Source organism: Pseudomonas sp. HTZ2 (genome assembly GCF_033173945.1).
Classification (GTDB): domain Bacteria; phylum Pseudomonadota; class Gammaproteobacteria; order Pseudomonadales; family Pseudomonadaceae; genus Aquipseudomonas; species Aquipseudomonas guariconensis.
Window position 1 is genome coordinate 348,840 of record NZ_CP137332.1, and the last position, 25,363, is coordinate 374,202.

26 protein-coding genes and 1 pseudogene are annotated in these 25,363 nt (G+C 62.3%); 19 read left to right on the top strand and 8 right to left on the bottom strand.

What is annotated here, in order from left to right; all coding sequences use genetic code 11:
* Positions 1-205: 205 nt before the first annotated feature.
* A complete protein-coding gene (locus R6G97_RS01610; RefSeq protein ID WP_043212986.1) occupies positions 206-1,795 on the top strand; it encodes an ABC transporter substrate-binding protein in 1,590 nt (529 codons plus the stop codon).
* A 48-nt stretch (positions 1,796-1,843) separates the two neighbouring features.
* Here R6G97_RS01610 and radC read toward each other — a convergent pair whose 3' ends face one another.
* Positions 1,844-2,524: a RadC family protein gene (gene radC / locus R6G97_RS01615; protein WP_043212984.1), complete on the bottom strand. Its 681-nt coding sequence runs from the start codon at positions 2,522-2,524 to the stop codon at positions 1,844-1,846.
* 125 nt (positions 2,525-2,649) lie between these two features.
* On the opposite strand from radC, the gene coaBC reads away from it, so the two are divergent.
* From coaBC to R6G97_RS01650, 7 genes and pseudogenes are all read left to right on the top strand, one after another.
* Positions 2,650-3,861 (top strand): bifunctional phosphopantothenoylcysteine decarboxylase/phosphopantothenate--cysteine ligase CoaBC, encoded by a 1,212-nt coding sequence (coaBC, locus tag R6G97_RS01620; RefSeq protein ID WP_043212982.1) that lies wholly within the window; start codon positions 2,650-2,652, stop codon positions 3,859-3,861.
* Positions 3,862-3,866: 5 nt separating this feature from the next.
* A complete protein-coding gene (gene dut, locus R6G97_RS01625; RefSeq protein WP_043212979.1) occupies positions 3,867-4,322 on the top strand; it encodes a dUTP diphosphatase in 456 nt (151 codons plus the stop codon).
* A 134-nt stretch (positions 4,323-4,456) separates the two neighbouring features.
* Positions 4,457-5,830: pseudogene (locus tag R6G97_RS01630) on the top strand (phosphomannomutase/phosphoglucomutase); the annotation flags it as partial.
* Positions 5,831-5,861: 31 nt separating this feature from the next.
* Complete coding sequence (gene argB, locus R6G97_RS01635) at positions 5,862-6,767, top strand: acetylglutamate kinase (protein ID WP_043212973.1); 906 nt, start codon at positions 5,862-5,864, stop codon at positions 6,765-6,767.
* A gap of 193 nt (positions 6,768-6,960) precedes the next feature.
* A complete protein-coding gene (locus tag R6G97_RS01640; RefSeq protein ID WP_043212971.1) occupies positions 6,961-7,641 on the top strand; it encodes a CsgG/HfaB family protein in 681 nt (226 codons plus the stop codon).
* Between the two features lie 25 nt (positions 7,642-7,666).
* Positions 7,667-8,038 (top strand): DUF4810 domain-containing protein, encoded by a 372-nt coding sequence (locus R6G97_RS01645; RefSeq protein WP_090344208.1) that lies wholly within the window; start codon positions 7,667-7,669, stop codon positions 8,036-8,038.
* Complete coding sequence (locus R6G97_RS01650) at positions 8,035-8,694, top strand: DUF799 domain-containing protein (RefSeq protein WP_043212967.1); 660 nt, start codon at positions 8,035-8,037, stop codon at positions 8,692-8,694. Before R6G97_RS01645 ends, R6G97_RS01650 begins: the two co-directional genes overlap by 4 nt.
* Positions 8,695-8,799: 105 nt before the next feature.
* Here R6G97_RS01650 and pyrE read toward each other — a convergent pair whose 3' ends face one another.
* On the bottom strand, positions 8,800-9,441 hold the full coding sequence (gene pyrE, locus R6G97_RS01655) for an orotate phosphoribosyltransferase (protein ID WP_043212965.1): 642 nt from the start codon (positions 9,439-9,441) through the stop codon (positions 8,800-8,802).
* Between the two features lie 80 nt (positions 9,442-9,521).
* Here pyrE and R6G97_RS01660 point away from each other — a divergent pair, with 80 nt between their 5' ends.
* Complete coding sequence (locus R6G97_RS01660; RefSeq protein ID WP_317847728.1) at positions 9,522-10,301, top strand: exodeoxyribonuclease III; 780 nt, start codon at positions 9,522-9,524, stop codon at positions 10,299-10,301.
* Between the two features lie 51 nt (positions 10,302-10,352).
* On the opposite strand, the gene R6G97_RS01665 is transcribed toward R6G97_RS01660, so the two are convergent.
* Together R6G97_RS01665 and rph are read right to left on the bottom strand one after the other, a co-directional pair.
* Positions 10,353-10,724, bottom strand: a complete 372-nt coding sequence (locus R6G97_RS01665) for a DUF4870 domain-containing protein (protein ID WP_043212961.1) — start codon at positions 10,722-10,724, stop codon at positions 10,353-10,355.
* A gap of 25 nt (positions 10,725-10,749) precedes the next feature.
* The gene (rph, locus tag R6G97_RS01670) at positions 10,750-11,472 is read right to left on the bottom strand and encodes a ribonuclease PH (RefSeq protein ID WP_043212958.1); all 723 of its coding nucleotides are present in this window, start codon (positions 11,470-11,472) and stop codon (positions 10,750-10,752) included.
* Between the two features lie 226 nt (positions 11,473-11,698).
* On the opposite strand from rph, the gene R6G97_RS01675 reads away from it, so the two are divergent.
* Positions 11,699-12,562, top strand: a complete 864-nt coding sequence (locus tag R6G97_RS01675; RefSeq protein ID WP_043212955.1) for a YicC/YloC family endoribonuclease — start codon at positions 11,699-11,701, stop codon at positions 12,560-12,562.
* Between the two features lie 13 nt (positions 12,563-12,575).
* Positions 12,576-13,232: a guanylate kinase gene (gmk, locus tag R6G97_RS01680; RefSeq protein ID WP_043212953.1), complete on the top strand. Its 657-nt coding sequence runs from the start codon at positions 12,576-12,578 to the stop codon at positions 13,230-13,232.
* A gap of 39 nt (positions 13,233-13,271) precedes the next feature.
* Here the strand turns inward: gmk and R6G97_RS01685 are convergent, their stop codons facing one another.
* The 3 genes from R6G97_RS01685 to R6G97_RS01695 all read right to left on the bottom strand — a co-directional run bounded on the left by R6G97_RS01685 (position 13,272) and on the right by R6G97_RS01695 (position 17,089).
* Positions 13,272-14,816: an APC family permease gene (locus R6G97_RS01685; protein ID WP_070572153.1), complete on the bottom strand. Its 1,545-nt coding sequence runs from the start codon at positions 14,814-14,816 to the stop codon at positions 13,272-13,274.
* Positions 14,817-14,928: 112 nt separating this feature from the next.
* Entirely contained in the window at positions 14,929-15,702 is a 774-nt protein-coding gene (locus tag R6G97_RS01690) for a gamma-glutamyl-gamma-aminobutyrate hydrolase family protein (protein ID WP_043209888.1), read from the bottom strand.
* Between the two features lie 4 nt (positions 15,703-15,706).
* Positions 15,707-17,089 (bottom strand): glutamine synthetase family protein, encoded by a 1,383-nt coding sequence (locus R6G97_RS01695; protein ID WP_043209890.1) that lies wholly within the window; start codon positions 17,087-17,089, stop codon positions 15,707-15,709.
* Positions 17,090-17,298: 209 nt separating this feature from the next.
* On the opposite strand from R6G97_RS01695, the gene R6G97_RS01700 reads away from it, so the two are divergent.
* The 5 genes from R6G97_RS01700 (at position 17,299) to R6G97_RS01720 (ending at position 22,059) form a co-directional block, all read left to right on the top strand.
* Positions 17,299-18,171, top strand: a complete 873-nt coding sequence (locus R6G97_RS01700) for a LysR family transcriptional regulator (RefSeq protein WP_043209893.1) — start codon at positions 17,299-17,301, stop codon at positions 18,169-18,171.
* A 272-nt stretch (positions 18,172-18,443) separates the two neighbouring features.
* The gene (rpoZ, locus tag R6G97_RS01705) at positions 18,444-18,707 is read left to right on the top strand and encodes a DNA-directed RNA polymerase subunit omega (protein WP_008091595.1); all 264 of its coding nucleotides are present in this window, start codon (positions 18,444-18,446) and stop codon (positions 18,705-18,707) included.
* Between the two features lie 59 nt (positions 18,708-18,766).
* On the top strand, positions 18,767-20,875 hold the full coding sequence (gene spoT, locus R6G97_RS01710; protein ID WP_043209897.1) for a bifunctional GTP diphosphokinase/guanosine-3',5'-bis pyrophosphate 3'-pyrophosphohydrolase: 2,109 nt from the start codon (positions 18,767-18,769) through the stop codon (positions 20,873-20,875).
* A 21-nt stretch (positions 20,876-20,896) separates the two neighbouring features.
* Positions 20,897-21,277 carry a RidA family protein gene (locus R6G97_RS01715; protein WP_043209898.1) on the top strand — a complete coding sequence of 127 codons (381 nt, stop codon included), beginning with the start codon at positions 20,897-20,899 and terminating at the stop codon, positions 21,275-21,277.
* 56 nt (positions 21,278-21,333) lie between these two features.
* A complete protein-coding gene (locus tag R6G97_RS01720; protein ID WP_090344200.1) occupies positions 21,334-22,059 on the top strand; it encodes a hypothetical protein in 726 nt (241 codons plus the stop codon).
* A gap of 126 nt (positions 22,060-22,185) precedes the next feature.
* On the opposite strand, the gene R6G97_RS01725 is transcribed toward R6G97_RS01720, so the two are convergent.
* The gene (locus R6G97_RS01725; protein ID WP_043209901.1) at positions 22,186-23,037 is read right to left on the bottom strand and encodes an SDR family oxidoreductase; all 852 of its coding nucleotides are present in this window, start codon (positions 23,035-23,037) and stop codon (positions 22,186-22,188) included.
* 191 nt (positions 23,038-23,228) lie between these two features.
* Between R6G97_RS01725 and exbB the strand changes: the two genes are divergently transcribed.
* The 3 genes from exbB to R6G97_RS01740 are packed head-to-tail and all read left to right on the top strand — an operon-like array spanning position 23,229 to position 25,354.
* Positions 23,229-24,191 carry a tonB-system energizer ExbB gene (gene exbB, locus R6G97_RS01730; protein WP_043210020.1) on the top strand — a complete coding sequence of 321 codons (963 nt, stop codon included), beginning with the start codon at positions 23,229-23,231 and terminating at the stop codon, positions 24,189-24,191.
* Between the two features lie 3 nt (positions 24,192-24,194).
* Positions 24,195-24,623: a TonB system transport protein ExbD gene (exbD, locus tag R6G97_RS01735; RefSeq protein ID WP_043209902.1), complete on the top strand. Its 429-nt coding sequence runs from the start codon at positions 24,195-24,197 to the stop codon at positions 24,621-24,623.
* Entirely contained in the window at positions 24,620-25,354 is a 735-nt protein-coding gene (locus R6G97_RS01740) for an energy transducer TonB (RefSeq protein ID WP_043209905.1), read from the top strand. The genes exbD and R6G97_RS01740 overlap by 4 nt, the downstream gene beginning before the upstream one ends.
* The last annotated feature ends 9 nt before the right edge of the window (positions 25,355-25,363 follow it).

Sequence of the window (25,363 nt, forward strand, 5' to 3'; positions counted from 1 at the left end):
AAAGACTCGACCACAACAACAGAAGATACGCATCCTGATAGGGCCGAGCGCGCCCGGCCAGCATAGCGACAAGGCTGGCGTGCTGTCGACCGCTCGTCGCCGGGCAGGCGAAAAAGAAGGTGGCCATTTATCAATGCGCACACTAGGGTAGGACCTTTCCTCAGCTGCACAGTCAGATGGGCCCCGGATCAGTCAAGGAGTCACCATGCGTGTCGCCGCCCTATCGTTGTTGTTCACCTCCCTGTTCGCCGCAGGCCTCGCCCAGGCGGCGCCCCTCTCCGTTTGCACCGAGGCCAGCCCCGAAGGCTTTGACGTCGTCCAGTACAACTCGCTGACGACCACCAACGCCTCGGCCGATGTGCTGATGAATCGTCTGGTGGAATTCGATGCCAGCCAGGGCAAGGTGGTGCCCAGCCTGGCTGAAAGCTGGACAGTGTCCGATGACGGCCTGATCTATGACTTCAAGCTGCGCAATGGCGTGAAATTCCATACCACATCCTGGTTCAAACCCAGCCGTGACTTGGACGCCGACGATGTGCTGTTCAGCTTCCAGCGCATGCTCTACCCCGCCCACGCCTGGCACAAGACAGCGCCTGGAGGGTACCCGCATGCCCAATCGCTGCAGCTGGCCAGCCTGATCAAGCTGATCGAAGCGCCGGAACCGCACACGGTACGCTTCACCCTGACCCACCCGGACGCGACCTTCCTGGCGACCCTGAGCATGGGTTTCGCCTCGATCTATTCCGCCGAGTATGCCGACAAGCTGCTCAAGGCCGGCACCCCGGAAAAGCTCAACAGCCAGCCGGTCGGCACCGGACCGTTCGTGTTCCAGCGTTTCCAGAAGGACGCGGTGGTGCGCTATCGCGCCAACCCCGACTATTTCGCGGGCAAGCCCGCCGTCGACCCGCTGATCTACGCCATCACCCCAGACGCCAACGTACGCCTGCAGAAACTCAAACGCGGCGAATGCCAGGTGGCCCTCTCGCCCAAACCGTTGGATATCACCGAAGCTGGCAAGGACGGTAATCTCAAGACCGCAAGTGTCCCGGCGTTCATGACGGCGTTCGTCGCCATCAACAGCCAGCACCCACCGCTGGACAAATCCGAGGTGCGCCAGGCCATCAACCTGGCCTTCGACAAGCCCGCCTATCTCAAGGCCGTGTTCGAAGGCACCGCCATCGCGGCCAATGGCCCCTACCCGCCCAACACCTGGAGCTACGCCAAGGACTTGCCTGGCTACGCCATGGACCTTAAAAAAGCCAAGGCGCTGTTGGCCAAGGCAGGGCTTGCGGACGGTTTTGCCACGACGATCTGGACCCGCCCCTCAGGCAGCCTGCTCAATCCAAACCCGAGCCTGGGTGCACAGATGCTCCAGGCGGATCTTGCGAAGATCGGTATCAAGGCCGAGATCCGCGTGATCGAATGGGGCGAGCTGATCCGCCGGGCCAAGGCTGGCGAGCATGATCTGCTGTTCATGGGCTGGGCCGGCGACAACGGCGATCCGGACAACTTCCTCACCCCGCAGTTTTCCTGCGCGGCGGTCAAGTCCGGTACCAACTTCGCGCGTTTTTGCGATAACCGCCTGGATCAGCTGATCAGCGCCGGCCGCACCACTAACGACCAGAGCGTGCGCAGCCGTTTGTATCAACAGGCGCAGACGCTGATCCAGCAGCAGGCACTGTGGTTGCCACTGGCCCATCCGACTGCCGCCACGCTGCTGCGCCAGGGTGTGGAGGGTTACCAAGTGAGCCCGTTCGGGCGATTGGATTTCAGCAAGGTTTCCGTCACGCGCTAAGTCATTGGCCGGGGCGCTTTGCGCCCCATCGCTGGCCATAAAGCAGCCTTAGGCCTCGAACCACCCCTGCTCGATCATCGACAGCGGCTCACCGTCCCCGACGATGACATGATCGAGCACCCGCACATCGATCAACGCCAATGCCCGTTTGAGCACCAGCGTCATGTGCACGTCATCCTCGCTGGGCTCGCTATGGCCTGACGGATGGTTGTGGCAAAGGATCAGGGCGGCGGCGTTGTGCAACAGCGAGCGCCGCACCACCTCACGCGGGTAGACGCTCGCCCGGTTGATCGTCCCCCTGAACAGGACCTCGAACGCCAGCGGCCTGTGCTTGGTGTCCAGAAACAGACAGCCGAACACTTCGCTAGCTTCGTGACGCAGCCTGGACTTCAGATAACGCCGCACAGACGCCGGATTCTCCAGAACGGCTTCACGCGAGATGGATTCATCCAGATAACGTCTGCCGATCTCCAGCAACGCTTGCAACTGCGCATATTTCACCAACCCCAGGCCCGGTTCGCGCAGCACGGCATCGCGGTCTGCCTCGAGAAACTGCCTGAGTCCGCCGAAGCGCATCAAAAGCCCCCGCGACAGGTCCAGCACATTTCGCCCGGCAACTCCCGAGCCCAGCAGCACAGCGAGTAATTCAGCGTCCGACAGCACGGCCGCACCGCGCTGCAACAGCTTCTCCCGTGGCCGCTCGTCCGCTGGCCATTCCCTGATGTTCATACCCCTCCTTGCGTGTTACTGCGGTGCGTTTAGGCCCTGTGTTAATCTATCCCGCTCCGTAGATGCGACGATCTGCCGCAGGCAGCAGTCGTCGTCGCCCGCTTTCACTGGAAAAAGGCAAGCCTATGCAGCGGCTGTATCGCAAGCGCATCGTTCTCGGCGTGGGTGGCGGCATCGCCGCCTACAAGAGCGCCGAGCTGATTCGCCGACTCCTGGAACACGGCGCGCAGGTGCGCGTTGTCATGACCCGCGGTGGTGCCGAGTTCATCACGCCACTGACCCTGCAGGCACTGTCAGGCCACCCGGTGCACATGGATCTGCTCGACCCCGCGGCCGAAGCGGCCATGGGGCACATCGAACTGGCCAAGTGGGCCGACCTGGTATTGATCGCCCCGGCCACCGCCGACCTCATGGCACGCCTGGCACAAGGCATGGCCGATGACCTGCTGACCACCCTGGTACTGGCTACCGATGCCACTGTTGCCGTGGCGCCAGCCATGAACCAGGCCATGTGGCGCGACGCGGCCACCCAGGCCAACCTCGAACTGCTCAAGAGCCGCGGCATCCAGGTATTCGGCCCGGCCTCCGGCAGCCAGGCCTGTGGCGACGTTGGCCTTGGTCGCATGCTCGAAGCCACGGATCTAGCCTGGTGCGCAGCCGAAAGCTTCAAGCGCCAGTCGCTGACCGGCAAGCATGTGCTGATCACCGCCGGCCCCACCCAGGAAAACATCGACCCGGTGCGCTACATCACCAATCATAGCTCCGGGAAGATGGGCTTCGCCCTGGCCGAGGCGGCTGCCGAAGCCGGGGCTCGGGTGACCCTCGTCACAGGCCCCGTGCACCTAGCGACGCCCGATCGCGTCAACCGGATCGACGTGGTGAGCGCGCGGGACATGCTCGCGGCCTGCGAGGCCGCCATGCCCTGCGACTTGTTCATCGCCTCGGCAGCGGTCGCGGACTACCGCCCTGAAGTCGTTGCCCCGCAAAAGCTCAAGAAAGACCCTACGACCGGCGACGGCATGCTGCTGCAGATGGTGCGCAATCCAGATATCCTTGCGACCATCGCTGGCCGCACCGATCGTCCGTTCAGCGTCGGCTTCGCCGCCGAGACCGAACACTTGCTCGATTACGCCACGCGCAAGCTCAAGGACAAGAACCTCGACCTGATCGTCGCCAATGATGTGGCCAACCCCAGCATCGGCTTCAACAGCGAGGAAAATGCCCTGACCGTCATCGACCGCCAGCAGCACCAGACCCTCTTCGCGCAGACCAGCAAGGGCAAGATCGCCCGACAACTGGTCGCCTTCATCGCCGAACGGCTCAACCAGGTTCAATAAGTTACATGCACGCTCTTCAAGCCAAGATCCTCGACCCTCGCCTGGGCAATGATTTCCCTCTGCCGCAATACGCCACCCCCGGCTCCGCCGGCCTGGACCTGCGCGCCATGCTCAAGGAAGACACTGTCCTGGAGCCGGGCCAGACCCTGCTGATTCCCACTGGCCTGTCGGTATATATCGGCGACCCGGGCCTGGCCGCAATGATCCTTCCGCGCTCGGGCCTGGGCCACAAGCACGGCATCGTGCTGGGCAACTTGGTCGGCCTGATCGACTCGGACTACCAGGGCGAGCTGATGGTCTCCTGCTGGAACCGAGGCCAGACGCCCTTCACCATCGCCATCGGCGAGCGTATCGCGCAGCTGGTGCTGGTGCCTGTGGTGCAGGCGCATTTCGAGATCGTCGAGTCCTTCGACGAGAGCCAGCGCGGGGCTGGCGGCTTCGGTCACTCCGGCAGCCACTGAGACCGCTTGACGACCGTTGGGCCATGGATGGCGAACTCTCTGGCCAAAGCATCGTCCAAGCGTTCAGTTTGCGCCTGCCCAGAAGCCTTTGATTATTGGAGCACCCAGAGATGAACGACATGGCCCACCTGGTACCCGCACTGCCCGAGAGCATCTTCCGTGCCTACGACATCCGTGGCGTTGTCGGCAAAACACTGACCGGCGAGACTGCCTATTGGATCGGCCGTGCCATCGGCGCCCAAACCCTCGCCCAGGGCGAGCCGCAGATCTCGGTTGGTCGCGATGGCCGCCTGTCCGGACCGATGCTGGTCGAGCAGCTGATCAAGGGCCTGGTCGACGCCGGTTGCCAGGTCAGCGACGTCGGCCTGGTCCCGACTCCAGCGCTGTACTACGCCGCCAATGTGCTGGCCGGCAAGTCCGGTGTGATGCTTACCGGCAGCCACAATCCGCCTGACTACAACGGCTTCAAGATCGTCATCGCTGGCGACACCTTGGCCAACGAACAGATCCAAGCCCTGCTGACCCGCCTGAAAACCAACGACCTGAGCCGTGGCGAGGGCCGCGTCGAACGTGTCGAGATCCTGGAGCGTTACTTCCAGCAGATCGTCGGCGACGTGAAGCTGGCCAAGAAACTCAAGGTGGTGGTGGACTGCGGCAATGGCGCCGCTGGCGTCATCGCGCCGCAACTGATCGAGGCCTTGGGCTGCGACGTCATCCCGCTGTTCTGCGACGTCGACGGTAACTTCCCCAACCATCACCCGGACCCGGGCAAGCCAGAAAACCTCGAGGATCTGATCGCCAAGGTCAAGGAAACCGGCGCCGACATCGGCCTGGCCTTCGACGGTGACGGCGACCGCGTGGGCGTAGTGACCAATACCGGCACCATCGTCTATCCAGACCGCCTGCTGATGCTCTTCGCCCAGGACGTGCTGTCGCGCAACCCCGGTGCCGAAATCATCTTCGACGTCAAATGCACCCGTCGCCTGACACCGCTGATCGAACAGCACGGCGGTCGCGCCCTGATGTGGAAGACCGGGCACTCGCTGATCAAGAAGAAGATGAAACAGACCGGTTCTCTGCTGGCCGGCGAGATGAGCGGACACATCTTCATCAAGGAACGCTGGTACGGTTTCGACGACGGCATCTACAGCGCCGCACGCCTGCTGGAAATCCTCAGCAAGGCCGACCAGGACGCCGAAAGCCTGTTCGCGGCGTTCCCGAACGATATTTCGACGCCGGAAATCAACATTGATGTGACCGACGAGAGTAAATTCAGCATCATTGATGCACTGCAACGCGACGCCGACTGGGGCGATGCCAACCTCACCACCATCGACGGTGTGCGGGTCGACTACGCCCAAGGCTGGGGCCTGGTTCGCGCTTCCAACACCACCCCGGTGCTGGTGCTGCGCTTCGAGGCCGAAAGCGATGCCGAGCTCAAACGTATCCAGGCTGTCTTGCGCACGCAGTTGCTGCGTGTCGATCCAGCCCTGCAACTGCCGTTCTGACCGACTATCCGTTCCTTACCTGGAGCCCTGCATGACCCTCGATCGCGATGCCGCTTCCCATGTAGCCGAGGTTTTGTCCGAAGCACTGCCTTACATTCGCCGCTTTGTCGGCAAGACCCTGGTGATCAAGTACGGCGGCAACGCGATGGAGAGCGAAGAGCTCAAGACCGGCTTTGCCCGGGACATCGTGTTGATGAAGGCCGTGGGCATCAACCCGGTGGTCGTGCATGGCGGCGGCCCGCAGATCGGTGATTTGCTCAAGCGTCTCTCGATCGAGAGCCACTTCATCGACGGCATGCGAGTCACCGATTCGGCCACCATGGATGTGGTGGAGATGGTTCTGGGCGGTCAGGTAAACAAAGACATCGTCAACCTGATCAACCGACACGGCGGCAGCGCCATCGGCCTGACCGGCAAAGATGCTGAATTGATCCGCGCCAAGAAGCTCACCGTCACCCGCCAGACACCGGAGATGACCCAACCGGAAATCATCGACATCGGCCATGTGGGTGAAGTGGTGAGCGTCAATACCGACCTGCTGAACATGCTGGTCAAAGGCGACTTCATTCCAGTGATCGCACCGATCGGCGTGGGTGAGAACGGCGAATCGTACAACATCAACGCCGACTTGGTGGCCGGCAAGGTAGCCGAGGCGCTCAAGGCCGAGAAGCTGATGCTGCTGACCAATATCGCAGGCCTGATGGACAAGCAGGGCACCGTCCTGACCGGACTGACCACCGAGCAGGTCAACGAGCTGATCGCCGATGGCACCATCTACGGCGGCATGCTGCCGAAGATCAAATGTGCTTTGGAGGCAGTGCAAGGTGGGGTGAACAGCTCGCACATCATCGATGGTCGCGTACCGAATGCCGTGCTGCTGGAGATCTTCACCGACAGCGGCGTGGGCACATTGATCACCAACACCAAGCGTCACTGACCACTTGGTCTGTCAGATGGCTCTTACCATCTGGCGTCGATTCACGGAAAAAGGCGACCTCTAGGGTCGCCTTTTTTTATTCATCCTCACCGCACCCGCGCTTTAAGCTCCCGCCGCACATAAAGTTATTCTGCTTGGCGCCGAAAAGGTAATAGCATAGCGCCATCGTTTTACTTTCTAATGGAGATATCGCGTGAAATACGCATCACAAGGACTCGTGCTGGTAGCCGCTCTGGCTATCGGGTCCCTTTCCGGCTGCGCAACCGAAACCTCCACGGCAGTTGCCGTGCAGCAGGTAGAAAGCGTCAATCGTCCTTACAGCGGCCTTCGGGCGCCGATCGCCGTGGGTAAATTCGACAATCGCTCCAGCTACATGCGCGGCATCTTCTCCGACGGCGTTGACCGCTTGGGCGGCCAAGCCAAAACCATCCTGATCACCCATTTGCAGCAGACCAATCGCTTCAATGTGCTCGACCGCGACAATATGGGCGAGATCCAGCAAGAAGCGGCGATCAAGGGCCAAGCCCAGCGTCTCAAAGGCGCCGACTACGTGGTGACAGGCGATGTAACCGAGTTCGGCCGCAAAGAGGTCGGCGATCACCAGCTGTTCGGCATCCTGGGGCGCGGCAAGACCCAGATTGCCTATGCCAAGGTTGCACTGAACATCGTCAACATCAGTACCTCCGAGGTGGTCTATTCGAGCCAGGGTGCAGGCGAATATGCACTCTCCAACCGCGAGATCATCGGCTTCGGCGGCACCGCCAGCTATGACTCCACCCTCAATGGCAAAGTCCTCGACCTGGCCATGCGCGAAGCCGTGAACAAACTGGTCAATGCCGTGGAAAGCGGCCAATGGAAGCCACAAGCGCAGTAAGTGGATAGAACAAGGAAGAAGTTACATGACGACCTCACTCTCGGCCTGGCGCGCAGTCGCCGCGCTCTTGCTTGGCTGCACCCTGCTGGCAGGTTGCAGCGGCCCAAAGTCCTTGTACCAATGGGAGAGCTACCAACCCCAGGTATATGAGTACTTCAAAGGTGAGTCCTCGAAAGAGGAACAGGCCATCGCCCTTGAGCGTGACCTCGAAAAGATCAAAGCCAAGAACGGCGCGGTCCCGCCCGGCTATCACGCCCAACTTGGGCTGCTCTATTCCAGCCTGGGCAAGGACGATCAGATGATCCAGCAGTTGCGCACCGAAAAGGCACTGTTCCCTGAATCGGCGCCGTACATGGACTTTCTGATGAACAATGCCAGCAAGGGAACCAAGCAATGATCAGTCGCCTCACCCAACTGCTCGTGAGCGTCTGCGTGCTGGCGCTGCTCACCGGCTGCGCCGAGCGCAAGACCATCGATTACACGGCCTACAAACAAAGTCGCCCCAAATCGATCCTGATCCTGCCGCCACTGAACGAGTCCCCGGATGTCAAAGCCACCTACAGCATGCTGTCCCAGGTGACCTATCCGCTGGCTGAGGCAGGCTACTACGTAATGCCCGTGGCACTGGTTGACGAAACCTTCCGCCAGAACGGCCTGAGCACACCCGCCGATATCCATCAGCTGCCGCCCAACAAGCTGCATGAGATTTTTGGTGCGGATGCAGGCCTGTATGTCACCGTCAGCGATTACGGTACGCGCTATATGGTGCTCAGCAGCGCAACTGTCGTCACCGCCAGCGCCAAACTGGTGGACCTCAAGAGCGGAACCACCTTGTGGACGGGTAGCGCCAGCGCCTCGAGCGAAGAAGGTCGGCAGAATCAAGGCGGCCTGATTGGCATGCTGGTCACCGCAGCGATCAACCAGATCATCAGCAACGTACAAGATGATGCGGGCTACCCGATCGCGGGCATCACCAGCAGTCGTTTGCTCACGCCCCAGCCCAACGGCGGAATCCTCTATGGCCCCCGCTCGCCGAAGTACGGCACGGACTGAGCGCAGCCGCTATTGCGGCGGTTCGCCGCGAACGAGGCCTGAATAGCCTGCACAAAAAAGGCGACCTTCTCACGAAGGTCGCCTTTTTCGTTGCAACGCGGGGCGTCAGATCCCGTATTGCGCCCGATAGGCTTCGACAGCAGGCAGGTGCTGCTTGAGCTGTGGGTCATCGGCCAGGAACTCCAGCACCTGGGTCAGCGAAACGATGCTGACCACCGGGATGCCGAAGTCGCGCTCGACTTCCTGGATCGCCGACAGCTCGCCATTGCCACGCTCTTCGCGGTTCAGCGCGATCAGAACGCCAGCGGCCTTGGCCTTCTGCGCGTTGATGATCTGCATCACTTCGCGGATAGCGGTGCCAGCGGTGATCACGTCGTCGATGATCAGTACGTCACCGGCCAGCGGGGCGCCGACCAGGCTCCCGCCTTCGCCGTGATCCTTGGCTTCCTTGCGGTTGAAGCACCATGGCACATCGAGCTGGTGTTGCTCGGCCAGCGCCACAGCAGTGGCTGCGGCCAGGGGAATACCCTTGTAGGCGGGGCCGAACAGCACATCGAACGGGATCTTGCTGTCGACGATGGCCGCCGCGTAGCAACGCCCCAGTTGCGCCAGTGCAGAACCGGTATTGAACAGGCCGGCATTGAAGAAGTACGGGCTGGTACGCCCCGATTTCAGGGTGAACTCACCGAAGCGCAGAACCCCGCGATCGATGGCAAAACGAATGAAGTCGCGCTGATACGGCTGCATGAAGAGTCCCGGACACCACGGATTTAGCTAAATGAGTTGAGCTCGGGTATCATACACGCACGAGATTTTTGGGGCCATTTATGCGGATCATCAGTGTGAACGTGAATGGCATTCAGGCTGCGGCCGAGCGTGGATTGCTCAGCTGGCTGCAAGCCCAGAATGCCGACGTCATCTGCCTTCAGGATACCCGCGCCTCGGCCTTTGAACTCGACGACCCAGCTTTCCAGCTCGATGGCTATTTCCTTTACGCCTGCGACGCGGAGGTGCCAGCCCAAGGTGGCGTGGCACTGTACTCGCGGATGCAGCCCAAGGCAGTCATCACCGGCCTGGGCTTCGAGACAGCCGACCGTTACGGGCGTTACCTGCAAGCGGATTTCGACAAGGTAAGTATTGCCACCCTGCTGCTGCCTTCGGGCATGAACGGCGACGAGGACTTGAACCAGAAGTTCAAGTTGATGGACGACTTCGCCCGCTACCTGGACAAGCAGCGTCGCAAGCGTCGCGAGTACATCTACTGCGGCTCGCTGTACGTGGCGCAACAGAAGCTGGACATCAAGAACTGGCGCGACAGCCAGCAGTCGCCAGGCTTCCTGCCACCGGAGCGTGCGTGGATGGACGCAATCGTTGGCGACATGGGCTACATCGACGCCCTGCGCGAAGTCAGTCGCGAAGGTGACCAGTACAGCTGGTGGCCGGACAACGAGCAGGCCGAGATGCTTAACCTGGGTTATCGGTTCGATTACCAGATCCTTACCCCAGGCCTGCGCCGTTTCGTGCGCAACGCACGCCTGCCACGCCAACCGCGCTTCTCCCAGCATGCGCCACTGATCGTGGACTACGACTGGACACTGACGATCTAAGTCAGTCTGCCGCCCATTCGCGGGTTTACCCGCGAATGGGCCTCAAAAAACCTACTTGATTGGCCGCCAGATCAGCGGATAGCGATAAGGCTTGCCCTCGTTGGCCCTGACCCCCGCAAGGATGGCCAGGACCAGCACCGCTACCGTCAGGATGGCGAAGAGCACGATCCCCACCAAAACGAACATCAGCAGGAAGCAGATGAACCCTGCGATGGTCACGCTGATCTGGAAGTTCAGTGCCTCCTTGCCCTGCGCGTCGATGAACGGATCCAGCTCACGCTTCCAGATCCACATCACCAGCGGGCCCAGCAGGTGCCCAAGGGGCACCACCAGGCCCAGCAGCGCCGAGAGATGACAGAACATCGCCCATTGCCGGATCTCGGCGTTGGGTGGGGCGACCGGCAGGTCGTCAGGCTCGTTCATGTTCCACACCTCCTTGGCAGCCAGGTCAGTCGGCCAGCGACGCGTTCTGCAGTTCGAAGATCTCGGTCATGCCCTTTTGGGCCAGGGCCAGCATGGCGTTGAAGTCTTCAGGCTGGAACGGAGCGCCTTCGGCGGTGCCCTGGACCTCGATGAAGCCACCGGCGCTGGTCATGACCACGTTCAGGTCGGTCTCGGCGGCGGAGTCTTCCAAATAGTCCAGGTCGAGCACGGCCTCGCCCTGATACATGCCCACCGACACAGCGGCGATCATGTGCTTGAGCGGGTTGCCACCCTTGAGACCACCACGCTTCTTGATCACGGCCAGGGCGTCGCACAGGGCGACCATGGCACCGGTGATCGACGCAGTGCGGGTGCCGCCATCGGCCTGGATCACGTCGCAGTCGACGTACAGGGTGACGTCGCCCAGCTTGCTCATGTCCAGCGCGGCGCGCAGGGAGCGACCGATCAGACGCTGGATCTCCAGGGTACGACCACCCTGCTTGCCACGGCTCGCCTCGCGCTGATTACGCTCGCCGGTGGAACGCGGCAGCATGCCGTACTCGGCGGTCAGCCAACCCTGGCCCTGGCCCTTGAGGAAGCGGGGAACACCATTTTCGACGCTGACCGTGCAGACGACCTTGGTGTCGCCGAACTCGACCAGTACCGACCCCTCGGCGTGCTTGGTGTAGTTGCGGGTGATGCGGATCGAGCGGAGCTGATCGGCGGCGCGACCACTTGGACGTTTCATCTGGGATACCTGTACCGGGACTTGAATCTGGCGAGCATTATAAGGCCCGTCGCCCTGTGAGGACATGCCTATTGTCGCGCGCCGGGGCAGCCTGTCGTCTTTTCCCACCGGCCTTGCAGGCGCTCTGTAGCATGGGTGGATTGGGCGCCCGCACCGCACTGCGTTACAATCCCACGCCTTGGCCGAAAGGCTTTCCCGTTCATTCAGACTTCGCGAGGTACTCACCATGGTGCACAGCATGACCGCTTTTGCTCGCGTCGAGCGCGCTGGCAGCCAAGGCACCCTGGCCTGGGAACTGCGCTCGGTCAACCACCGCTACCTGGAGCCTCACCTGCGCTTGCCCGAGGCCCTGCGCGATCTGGAAGGCGCGGTGCGCGAAGGCCTGCGCCAAGGCCTTTCGCGCGGCAAGGTCGAATGCACCCTGCGCCTGAGCGAAGACAACGCCGGCAAGCCCCTTCAAGTCGACCGTGAGCGCGCCGCGCAACTGGTCGCCGCCGCCGAGACCGTCGCCGGTCTGATCAAGCAGCCCGCACCGCTGAACCCGCTCGAAGTCCTGGCCTGGCCCGGCGTGCTGGTGGCCGACGCCAGCGACCCTCAGGCGCTCAATGCCGAGGCCATGGCGCTGTTCAACGAGGCGCTCGCCGAGCTCAAGGCCGGCCGCCAGCGTGAAGGCCTGGAGCTGGCCCGCCTGATCAACGAGCGCCTGGACGGCATGACCGCAGAGGTCACCACCTTGCGCGCTCTGGTGCCTCAAATGCTGGCGGCCCAACGCCAGCGCATCCTCGACCGCTTCAATGACCTGCAGGCCGAACTCGACCCGCAGCGCCTGGAACAGGAGATGGTGTTGCTGGCCCAGAAAAGCGACGTGGCCGAAGAGCTGGACCGCCTCAGCACGCACATCACTGAAGTCCGGCGCGTACTCAAGTCCGGCGGCGCGGCCGGCCGGCGCCTGGACTTCCTGATGCAGGAGCTCAACCGCGAGGCCAACACCCTGGGCTCCAAGGCATTCGACCCGCGCAGCACCCAGGCGGCGGTCAACCTCAAGGTGTTGATCGAACAGATGCGTGAACAAGTACAGAACATCGAGTAAGGCCACCCCCACCATGAACCACAGCAGCGGCACTCTCTACATCGTCTCGGCCCCGTCCGGCGCCGGCAAGACCAGCCTGGTCACGGCACTGATCAAGGACGATCCACGCATCAGCGTCTCGGTTTCGCACACCACGCGCAACAAGCGCCCGGGTGAAGAACACGGCGTGAATTACCACTTCGTCAGCCATGACGAGTTCAAGGCCCTGATCGAGCGTAACGACTTCCTCGAGCATGCCGAAGTGTTCGGCAACTTCTACGGCACTTCGCGCAGTGCGCTGCAACAGGCCCTGGACCAGGGCCAGGACCTGATCCTGGAAATCGACTGGCAAGGCGCCCAGCAGGTACGCAAGCTGATGCCACAGGCGCTTTCGGTATTCATCCTTCCGCCGAGCCAGCAGGCACTGCGCCAGCGCCTGGACAACCGCGGCCAGGACAGCGAAGAGATCATCGAAGGCCGCATGAAGGAAGCGGTCAGCGAAATGGTGCACTACGACGAGTACGACTACGTCATCATCAACGATGACTTCGCCGTTGCATTGGAAGACCTCAAAGCCGTGTTCCGTGCGAACCGCGATGGTGACTCGCTGGCCACAGAACGCGCCGAGGCGCTCAAGCTGCACAAGCAACAGCAACGCCATGGAGCGCTGCTCAAGCAATTGATCGGCTGAAATCAAAAAGGGGCTGCGTTCGCAGCCCCTTTTCTTTCATTACTCCTGCAGTTGCAGGTTGGCCTGCTGGCGCAACGTTGCGCCCAGGAAGTAGGCCGGTGCGCGCCAGCGCGACAGCACCATCAACACGATCCCCAGTGCCGAGATGATTGCCGCGATCACGAACACCAAGCCAAGACCGGCAACGTGAGAACCGCTGCCGAAATCCGGCGAGGCGCTGTCGATCGCCGTGCGCACGAAGATGATCGACAGGATCACACCACCCACCAGCGGGCACAGGCCGCGCATGAAGAAGTGACGCAGGCTGCCGAACAGACTGTGGCGGAAGTACCAGACACAGGCATAGGCCGTCAGCGAGTAGTAGAAGCAGATCATCATGCCCAAGGCAGTGATGGTATCGGCCAGCACGTTCTCGCTCAGGGTGCGCATGGTCACGTAGAACAGACCAGCAGCAACGCCCGCGCAGATGGTAGCGTAGCGCGGGGTCTGCGAACGCGGGCAGACGCTGGCAAAGCGCTGCGGCACGGCACCGTAGTAGCCCATTGCAAGCAGGGTCCGCGCCGGCGACACGAAGGTCGACTGCAAGGACGCAGCGGTGCTAGCCAATACGGCAATGGACATCAGGATCGCCAGTGGGCCCATGACCGGACCGGCCAGGTGCGCAAAGACGTTCTCCTGGATACGCGGATTACCCAGACCCAGGCCGACATCACTGATTCCGGCGAACTGCAGGGTGGCGATGGCGGTGACCAGGTAGAGACCAAGGATCAGCAATACCGTCCAGGTGGCAGCCTTGCCCGGGACTTCGTCACTGCCGATCGACTCTTCGCTCACGGTCAGGCACACGTCCCAGCCCCAGAAGATGAAGATCGACAACGACAGACCTGCGGCGAACGCCGAGAAAGACTCCACGCCAAACGGGTTGAACCAGGCCAGATCGAATGCCAGCGGTGGCGGTGCGGTGGTCTCGCTGAAGGCGGCGAACGCAAAGCCGATCAACACCAGCAACTGCAAGGCCACCAGGCCGTATTGCACGGTCATCGTGGTGCCCATGCCACGGCAGCAGATCCACACCGCAAGGGCGATGAACACACAACAGGTGGTGATGTTCACCAACAAGTTGTCCGCCAATGCCGCCAGCTCCTGCTGACCGGTGATCTGTGCAATGAACAGATAGAAGAAATCGACGGCCACACCCGCCAGGTTGGACAACACGATGGTTGTGGCCACGACCAGCCCCCAGCCACCGATCCAGCCGATCATCGGCCCGAAAGCCCGCGCCGACCACGTAAAGGAAGTGCCGCTGTCCGGCTCCGCGGCATTGAGCTCGCGATAACCCAGCGCGACCAGCAGCATAGGCAGGAAGCCGACGATGAAAACAGCGGGAAGGTGGGCGCCCACCTCACGCACGGTGGGGCCAAGGGCGCCGGTCAGGGTATAGACAGGTGCAATCGTGGAGATGCCCAGCACCACGCTGGCCAGCAGGCCCAAACGGCCTTTTGCAAGGCCTTTACTGGCGCGCTGGGTGTTGCCTGCATCGGTCGCCACATCGGGTGGGCGGCCGGCTTCGGTGTATTCGCTCATGAGTCTTTGCCGTAACTATTGGTATTGTTTTCACGGACCTTGCGAACAAGGCCCGCTTTCACTCATTGAAAGCTGTTGCAGGGAGCGGGTCATCCAAGACCTTCGGGTAACGTCAGAGTGTTTTCTGGCGCGAACCCTCCCGTGCAGCATGGGCAATGCAGGCCTCGCGGAATGCCTGGAACAGGCGCCGGGAGACCGGGTTTTCGGCGAAACGCCATTCCGGGTGCCACTGCACGCCGAGCACGAAGCCCGGCGCATCAGGCATGGACACCGCTTCGATCAGGCCATCCGGGGCCCGTGCCTCGACGCGCAGGCCAGGGGCCAAACGGTCGATGCCCTGGCTGTGCAGCGAGTTGACCTCGAACTGCGCAGCCAGGCCCAAGCGCTCGAACAGCCCTCCCGGCGCAACGCCGACGGGGTGTCGAGGGCTGTATTGCACCTCAAGCGGTGCATCCTCAGGTTCTCGGTGATCCAGGTAGCCGGGCAGTTCCTGCACGCGCTGGTGCAGGGTGCCGCCGAGGGCGACGTTCAACTCCTGGAAACCACGGCAGATACAGAACACCGGTATACCGGCGGCAATGGCTGCCTGCAGCAACGGCAAGGTGAGACGGTCACGCGCGGTGTCGTGCCGGGTCCCTTCCGCGCTGGGGGCGCCATTGTAATGATGCGGCTCGACATTAGAAGGTGAGCCGGTAAAAAGAATGCCATCGAGCCGAGCGAGCAGCGCCTGTGTGTCGCTGCCACCGTCGCGGGCCGGCAATATCAACGGAAGCCCCGCAAAGCCGGCCGCCTCCACGTACTTGTCGCCCACAGTGTGCGACGAGTTTTTCCCCACCTGCTGGCGGCAGGCGCTGACACCGATCAGAGGGACCGCATTTGCGCTCATGGGCTTATACCGTGTGCAGGTACCAGTTGTACTCGAGGTCGGAGATCGACACTTCGAACTCGGCCAGCTCGCTTTCCTTGCAGGCCACGAAGATATCGATGTAGTCCGGGCTGATGTATTGGTTGAGCACCTCGCTGTCGTCCAGCGCGCGCAGGGCGTCACGCAGGTTGTTCGGCAGGCTCTGCTCCAGCTGCTCGTACGAGTTTCCTTCGATCGGCTCACCCGGCTCGACCTGGTTGGTCAGGCCGTGATGGATGCCGGCCAGAATGGCGGCGAGCATCAGGTAAGGGTTGGCGTCCGCGCCGGCCACGCGGTGCTCGATGCGCACGTTCTCGCTGCTGTCGGTGGGCACGCGCAAGGCGACGGTGCGGTTGTCCAGGCCCCAGCTCGGTGCGTTCGGCACATAGAACTGTGCGCCGAAGCGACGGTAGGAATTGATGTTCGGGCACAGAAACGCCATCGATGCCGGCATGGTTTCCAGCACACCACCAATCGCGTGGCGCAGCGCATCGCTCTTGAGCGGGTCTTCGTTGGCGAAGATGTTCTTGCCGGTCTTCTTGTCCAGCAGCGAGATGTGCACGTGCAAGCCGTTGCCTGCCTGGCCCGGGTAGGGCTTGGCCATGAAGGTGGTATCCATCTCATGGTCGTAGGCGATGTTCTTGATCAGGCGCTTGAGCAGGATCGCGTAGTCACACGCCTTGAGCGGATCGGCCACGTGGTGCAGGTTGACTTCGAACTGGGCCGGGGCGCTTTCCTTGACGATGGCGTCGGCAGGAATGCCTTGCTCCTTGGCCGCTTCCAGCATGTCTTGCAGGCAGTCGGCGTACTCGTCCAGATCATCGATCAGGTACACCTGGGTCGACTGCGGGCGCTTGCCGGAGATCGGGGAGCGCGGTGGCTGCGGACGGCCATTGAGGTTGTCCTGGTCGATCAGGTAGAACTCGAGCTCGAAGGCTGCGCAGATATCCAGGCCCAGCTCGTCGAATTTGGCGACCACTTGACGCAGCACTTCACGTGGGTCGGCGAAGAATGGGGCGCCGTCCAGCTCATGCATGGTCATCAGCAACTGAGCAGTGGGGCGCTTCTGCCAAGGCTCGTCGGACAAAGTGCCGGGGATCGGATAGCAGATGCGGTCAGCATCGCCGATGTCCAGGCCAAGGCCGGTGCTCTCGACGGTCGAGCCGTTGATATCCAGGGCGAACAACGACGCCGGCAGGTTGATGCCTTTCTCGTATACCTTGTGCAGGCTGGCGCGCTCGATGCGCTTGCCGCGTACCACACCGTTCATATCGGAAATCAGCAGATCGACGAACTGCGTGTCCGGATGAGCCTCTAGGAATTCATTCATCTCGCTGGAAGAACTGGCGCACGGGATTACCGACGTCATGGCTGTACATCCTTTGATTCGGGGCGGCGATGTGGAGGGATACTGCTGGCGCCTCGCGGGCGGCGATGGTTGCTACTGTTGTTCTTTTCACTGTCCCATCGTTGGGGATAGGGTGCGACCCGGTGTGCATTGATTCCCGGGGGCCGTTCCACTATAAAATGGCCTCAACGCAACAGACATTGGCATTTCGGCAAGCAGAGCGTGCAACAATGCAATATCAAATTACCCATGCCGACCTTTCGTTGGTCCTGGCCCTGGAGCGTGGTCGCTCGCTGGCCAAAGCCGCCGAACTGCTCAAAGTAGACGTCTCGACGGTGTTTCGCTCGATTCGCCGACTGGAGTCCGCACTGGGCACAGCACTGTTCGTCAAGAGTCGCAAAGGCTACCTGCCCACCGATACCGCCCAGGCCCTGGCAGAGCAGGCCGAGCGCGCCGAGCAGGCGCTCGATGCCGCACGCATCGCCCTGACCAGCGGGGAACAGGTCGTCAGCGGTACCGTTCGTCTGACATGTACTGAAGCCGTCATGCACAGCCTGCTGCTGCCAGCGCTGGCTGACTTCATGTCGAACTACCCTGCCCTGTCGCTGGAACTGGGCACCTCCAACACCTTCGCCAACCTCAGTCGACGCGATGCCGACATCGCGCTTCGCCTGACCAACACACCGCCCGAGCACCTTGTCGGCCGCTGCCTGGGCTCCACGTCCTACGTGGTCTGTGGCCAAGCGCAGTGGCGCGAGCGGCTGGGCGAATCGCATCACAGCGTACCGTGGATCGCCCCGGACGACTCGATGCAGGACCATCCCACAGTCGTCTGGCGCAACCAGCAGTACCCTGGCCTGAACCCACGCTACCAGTGCAGCAGCATGTCGACCATCGCCCAGCTGGTCAGCACCGGGCTTGGCGTCGCGGCATTACCGGACTACATGGTCGATGCCCTGCCCGAGGTTGAAGCCCTGAGCGGCCCCCTGCCCGGTTGCGATACCCAGCTGTGGCTGCTGACCCGCCCGGACTGCCGAGCGCTGCGCTCGGTACAGACCTTGTTCGAAGAGCTCACCCCGCGCCTGCGCGACGCCATGTTGTGATAACGCGCCAAGGAGGGTTGTCTGCCGTCTATGCATCCCGTTATCGTCAGGGTAGAGCGTGCCGGTGTCTGTTCCGGTGCTTTCGCGAACAAGTCCGCTCCCACAAGCACAACGCTGTGTCTGTGGGTTTACCCACGAAGCAGCCAGCACAGGCCCGACAGACCAGCACCTGACAAAACAGCGCTTCCCTATTGGCTGGTGATTTTTTAAACTATCGAGTCCGCCTGCCCACTCTGGGCTGCACGCTAACGCATTTGCTACTGAGGAAGACCATGGCCCGCGTAACTGTTGAAGACTGCCTGGAACACGTGGATAACCGCTTTGAGCTGGTCATGCTCTCGACCAAGCGCGCCCGTCAGCTGGCCACCGGCGGCAAAGAGCCGCGCGTTGCATGGGAAAACGACAAGCCGACCGTCGTCGCCCTGCGCGAGATCGCCGAAGGTATCGTCACTCCAGAGTTCATCGCCGCCGAAGAGATCGTAACGGAAGATCCAGTCTTCGCTGCGTTCGAGGACGAGAACAACGAGGCTGTCTGATCCATGCCCGGTCGACATCGTGCGGCACAAGGCCCTCTCCCTCGGCAGGAGGTGAACCCATGCCGGGTATAGAAGCCCTCGCCGAACGGCTGTCGACCTACCTCGGCCCCGACCAGGTCAATCTGGTCCGCCGGGCCTACTTCTACGCCGAACAGGCGCACGATGGCCAACGCCGCCGCAGCGGCGAGCCCTACGTGACCCATCCGCTGGCCGTGGCCAGCATCCTGGCCGACATGCACATGGACCATCAAAGCCTGATGGCCGCCATGCTGCACGATGTGATCGAAGACACCGGCATCGCCAAGGAAGCCCTCTGCCAGCAATTTGGCGAAACTGTCGCCGAGCTGGTCGACGGGGTCAGCAAGCTGACCCAGATGAACTTCGAGACCAAGGCCGAGGCCCAGGCCGAAAACTTCCAGAAGATGGCCATGGCCATGGCCCGGGACATCCGTGTGATCCTGGTCAAGCTGGCCGACCGCCTGCACAACATGCGCACCCTGGAAGTGCTCTCTGGCGAAAAACGCCGACGCATCGCCAAGGAAACCCTCGAAATCTACGCCCCCATCGCCAATCGCCTGGGCATGCACAATGTGCGCGTGGAATTCGAAGACCTCGGCTTCAAAGCGATGCACCCGATGCGTTCCTCGCTCATCCATCGCGCCGTCAAGAGCGCCCGTGGCAACCGCAAGGAAATCGTCGCCAAGATCGAACAGTCGCTGGCCAATTGCCTGGCCGCGGACGGCATCGAGGGCGAGGTCAGCGGCCGGCAAAAACACCTCTATGGCATCTACAAGAAGATGCGCGGCAAGCGCCGCGCCTTCAACGAGATCATGGACGTGTATGCCTTCCGCATCATCGTCGACAAGGTCGATACCTGCTATCGCGTGCTCGGTGCCGTACACAACCTGTACAAGCCGCTGCCCGGTCGCTTCAAGGACTACATCGCGATTCCCAAGGCCAACGGCTACCAGTCGCTGCACACGACGCTGTTCGGCATGCACGGCGTACCCATCGAGATCCAGATCCGCACTCGCGAAATGGAAGAGATGGCCAACAACGGGATCGCCGCCCACTGGCTGTACAAGTCCAACGAGGACGAACAGCCCAAGGGCAACCATGCCCGCGCCCGGCAATGGGTCAAGGGCATCCTCGAACTGCAGCAGCGTGCCGGCAACTCGCTGGAATTCATCGAGAGCGTCAAGATCGATCTGTTCCCGGACGAAGTCTACGTCTTCACGCCCAAGGGCCGGATCATGGAGCTGCCCAAAGGCTCCACCGCCGTCGACTTCGCCTACGCAGTGCACACCGACGTCGGCAACAGCTGCATCGCCTGCCGCATCAATCGCCGCCTGGCGCCGTTGTCCGAACCGCTGCAAAGCGGCTCGACAGTGGAAATCGTCAGCGCACCGGGCGCACGCCCCAACCCGGCCTGGCTCAACTTCGTGGTCACCGGCAAGGCGCGTACGCACATTCGTCACGCACTCAAGCAGCAACGCCGCTCCGAGTCGATCAGCCTGGGCGAACGCCTGCTGAACAAGGTGCTCACCGGTTTCGACAGCAGCCTGGAGAAAATCCCGCCGGAGCGCATCCAGTCCATTCTCAGCGAATACCGACTGGAACTGCTCGAGGATCTGCTCGAAGACATCGGCCTGGGCAATCGCATGGCCTATGTTGTGGCTCGCCGCCTGTTGTCCGCCGAAGGCGAGCAACTGCCCGCACCGGAAGGCCCACTGGCCATCCGCGGCACCGAAGGCCTGGTGCTCAGCTACGCCAAGTGCTGCACCCCGATCCCCGGCGACCCGATCGTCGGGCACCTGTCGGCGGGCAAAGGCATGGTCGTGCACCTGGAAAACTGCCGCAACATCAGTGAAATCCGCCACAACCCGGAAAAATGCGTGCAGCTCTCCTGGGCCAAGGACATCACCGGTGAGTTCAATGTCGAACTGCGTGTCGAGCTGGAGCACCAGCGCGGCCTGATCGCCTTGTTGGCCAGCAGCGTCAATGCCGCCGACGGCAATATCGAAAAAATCAGCATGGACGAACGCGACGGCCGTATCAGCGTGGTCCAACTGGTGGTCAGCGTGCATGATCGCGTGCACCTGGCCCGCGTGATCAAGAAGTTGCGTACCCTGACCGGCGTGGTCCGCATCACCCGCATGCGTACGTAGTCCGTCAACCAAGGAGTCATCATGACCAAGACCGTCATCAACAGCGACAAGGCCCCAGCCGCCATCGGCACCTACTCCCAGGCGATCAAGGCCGGCAACACCGTCTACATGTCCGGCCAGATCCCGCTGGATCCGAAAACCATGGAACTGGTCGAAGGCTTCGAAGCCCAGACCGTCCAGGTCTTCGAAAACCTCAAGGCCGTTGCCGAGGCCGCTGGCGGTTCGTTCAAAGACATCGTCAAGCTGAACATCTTCCTCACCGACCTGAGCCACTTCGCCAAGGTCAACGAGATCATGGGTCGTTACTTCGAGCAGCCTTACCCAGCGCGCGCCGCTATCGGCGTTGCCGCTCTGCCGAAAGGCTCCCAGGTCGAGATGGACGCGATCCTGGTCATCGAGTGATGCCTCCGGTGGCGGGCGCCCTGCCCGTCACCTTTCCTGCCCCAAGGTTTTACGCCATGCGCCATGCCCTGCCCCTTGCACTGGCAGCCCTGCTCCTGGGCGGCTGTGCCAGTCACAAACCTGAAGACTACAACGGCACCTGGATCAACCAGGACGCCATCGATGCCGCCGACGGCAGCAGCCTGCACCAGGCCCTGAGCAAAAAAGGGCCCGTACTCGAATGGAAAATCGACACCGCCAACCAGCAAGCCAGCTACAGCAACGGCTTCGAGGCAGTGGATGGTTACCTGAGCGCGAAGGAAGACCAGTGGCAGGCCAGCTTCACCGGCGGCCAGACCGAGCAACTGGACCTCAGTGGCGACAAACTGCGCGTCACCTCGCAAAACGGCAACAAGCAGACCTTCGTGAAGGTACCGACGGCCTCCGCCAACACACCGCTTGGCGGCAGTTTTGAAAAGGCCCTGTATACCGCCTATCTGGGTGGCGAGTGGAAGATCGTCGAGGGCCCGGGCAAGGGTGCGACGGTGCGCTTCGCCGACAACGGCAGCGTGACCGGCCTGCCGAATCTGGATCGCTACGCACTCTGCCTGGCAGGTGATTGCGCCGACATGGGCGGCGACAACGACAGCCTGTGGTTGGAGCGCAACCAACGAGGCGCGCCGTGGATATTCAAGCGCGACGGCGACACGCTGGAGATCCATCAAGCGGTCAATCGTGCCCAGCCAGACGAAAAGCCGCAGCTGGCCCCCGGCGCCCGGCAGTGGGTGCTTGAGCGCGACTGATTCGACCTCGCAAGTCCCTCGCTCCCACAGGCACCGCGGCACCCTCGATAACGCCACGGTGCCTGTGGGACGGGTTTAGCTGCGAAAACCCGAGGCGGTCCTGCAAGAAGCAGCCTTGATTGCGGTCTACCCTTTCAAGATCGCGGTGTACCCTTCCCTGTAGCTTGGATACTGCGGCGCCCATCCCAGCGCACGTGCTCGTGCATTGCTGCAGCGCTTGCTGCCGGTACGCCGAACGCGTTGCTCGTCCGACCATTCGCTCACGCCCATGTACTGGCGCAGCCAGCCCACTACCTCGGCCAAGGGTGCAGGGTCGTCATCAACGCCGATATAGCATGCGTCCAGCGCCACGTCCCGGGCGTCGGCCTGGAGCAGGAAGGCCAGCAAACCTGCCGCATCCTCGGCGTGGATGCGGTTGCCATACAGCGGCGGCTCCTCGGCCACCCGATAACCCTGACGCACCTGGCTGAGCAGCCATTCCCGACCCGGGCCATAGATGCCAGTCAGGCGCACGAGCGTTGCGGGCAGCCCGCTGTGCAGCGCCAAATGCTCGGCCTGCAGCATCACGCGGCCCGAATAGCTTTGAGGTTCGGTCACCGCGTCTTCGTCGACCCACTCGCCCTGCGCCTGCGCATACACACTGCTGCTGGACACGAACAGCAGCCGCCGGGGCTGCTGTCCACGCGCCTTTAGCCAATCGAGTACATGACGCAGACCGTCGACATAAGCGGCCTGGTATCCCGCCTCATCGTGTTGGCTGGCGGCCACGCAGTACACCAAATAGTCGGGCGAACGCTGGGGCCAGGCTGCCGGTATCGCAGGCTCGGAGAGGTCGGCGGCAATCGGCACGACGCCCGCAGGCAGGTGCTCGACCGAGCGTCGCAAGCCACTGACCTGCCAGCCCAGCGCCAGCAACTGGCGAGCTAGACGACCGCCTACATCACCGCAGCCAACGATCATCACGCAGGGTTCGGACATTTCAATCGCTCCACAGGCAAAGGTTCAGGCTAACCGGATTAATCGATAGGCGGCTAGACGATGGTTAAAAAAGGCAACTTTATTACTTCTGCTAACAAGAATTACTTGCAATAATGGCGCCCTATCTGTTCTCGGCCCGCCTCGAGGCCTTGGAGAACGTCACCTTTTTATCTTCATCAGGTCCGGCCAGCATGACACGTACACAATCCTCCGCTTCGCCAACCACGTCGCGCGCATGGCGCGCCATCGCCGCGCTGACCCTCAGCCTGGTGCTGGCCCCGGCCGCCATGGCCGATGAGCCTGCCACCGCAGCCACCAGCGCCCCCGCTGCCGCTGCAGCACCTGCCGCCCCGGCTCCAACCGGTGAAACCCAGGCCCCCGCTGCTACCCCCAATGCCCAGGCACCTGCGGACGAGAACGTCCAGGCCCTGGTCGAAGACACCTCTCTGGGCATGGCACACGATCTTTCTCCCTGGGGCATGTATAAGAACGCCGACGTCGTCGTCAAAGCCGTGATGATCGGCCTGGCCATCGCCTCGCTGATCACCTGGACCATCTGGATCGCCAAGGGCTTCGAGCTGATGGGTGCCAAGCGCCGACTGCGTGGCGAAATCGCCTTGCTGAAGAAAGCAGCCAGCCTCAAGGAAGCGAGCGACGCCGCCAACAAGGCAGGCACCCTGGCCCACACCTTGGTCCATGATGCGCTGGACGAAATGCGCCTCTCGGTCAATGCCCGTGAGAAGGAAGGCATCAAAGAGCGCGTCAGCTTCCGCCTGGAGCGCCTGGTCGCCGCCAGCGGCCGCAGCATGAGCAGCGGCACCGGCATGCTTGCCACCATCGGTTCCACTGCGCCTTTCGTCGGTCTGTTCGGTACCGTCTGGGGCATCATGAATAGCTTCATCGGCATCGCCAAGACCCAGACCACCAACCTGGCCGTAGTCGCCCCTGGCATCGCCGAAGCCCTGCTGGCCACCGCCCTGGGCCTGGTCGCGGCCATTCCGGCCGTGGTCATCTATAACGTCTTCGCCCGCTCGATTGCCGGCTACAAGGCCCAGGTCTCCGACGCCTCGGCCCAGGTACTGCTGCTGGTGAGCCGTGACCTGGACCACCAGGGTGGCGAGCGCGTTGCCCCGCACATGGTGAAAGTGGGGTAAGCCATGGGCCTGCATCTGAACGAAGGTGGCGACGACCTCGCCGAAAACCACGAAATCAACGTCACGCCTTTCATCGACGTCATGCTGGTGCTGCTGATCATCTTCATGGTCGCCGCCCCGCTGGCTACCGTCGACATCAAGGTCGACCTACCAGCCTCGACCGCCAAGCCGGCGCCGAGGCCCGAGAAGCCGGTGTTCGTCAGCGTCAAGACCGACAAGAAACTCTATGTCGGCGATGACGAGGTGGCCCAGCGCGACCAGCTTGGTGCAATGCTCGATGCCAAGACCAAGGGTGACAAGGAAACCACGATCTTCTTCCAGGCCGACAAAGGGGTTGATTACGGCGACCTGATGGAAGTGATGAACACCATGCGCGCCGCCGGCTACCTCAAGGTCGGCCTGGTCGGTCTCGAAACGGCAGCCAAGCAATGACAACGACACGGTCCAACCTGGCGCGCTACGGCGTAAGCCTGGCGATCGTGCTGGGCGTGCATGTGCTGGCGGTGCTACTGACCCTGAACTGGTCCGTGCCCCAGGCCGTCGAGCTACCACCGGCAGCCATGATGGTCGAGCTGGCGCCGCTGCCCGCACCGGCACCGCCACCACCGCCCAAGGCCGCACCGCAGCCTCCGGCACCGGTCGAAGAGCCTCCGCTACCCAAGCTGGTAGAGGCGCCCAAGCCGAAGATCGCCATCGCCAAACCACCCAAGCCCAAGGCCAAGCCTCAACCGCCCAAGCCTGAGAAAAAACCTGAGCCGCCGAAGGATTTGCCACCGGCCAAGGAACAGGTCGCGGACACGCCGCCCAGCAACACGCCACCGCAGAAATCGGCGGCACCAGCGCCGAGCATCGCGTCCAATAGCAATGCGCTGCCGACGTGGCAGAGCGACTTGCTGCGCCACCTGGCCAAGTACAAGCGGTATCCGGAAGACGCTCGCCGCCGTGGTCTGCAAGGCATCAACAGGCTGCGCTTCGTGGTAGACGCCGAAGGCAAGGTGTTGTCGTTCTCGCTGGCCGGTGGTTCGGGCAGTGCGGCGCTGGACCGAGCGACCCTGGAAATGATCCGCCGGGCGCAGCCAGTACCCAAGCCGCCGAAGGAATTGCTGAACAATGGCCAGATCGAAGTCGTGGCGCCGTTCGTCTACTCGCTGGACCGTCGCTGATACTTTTGT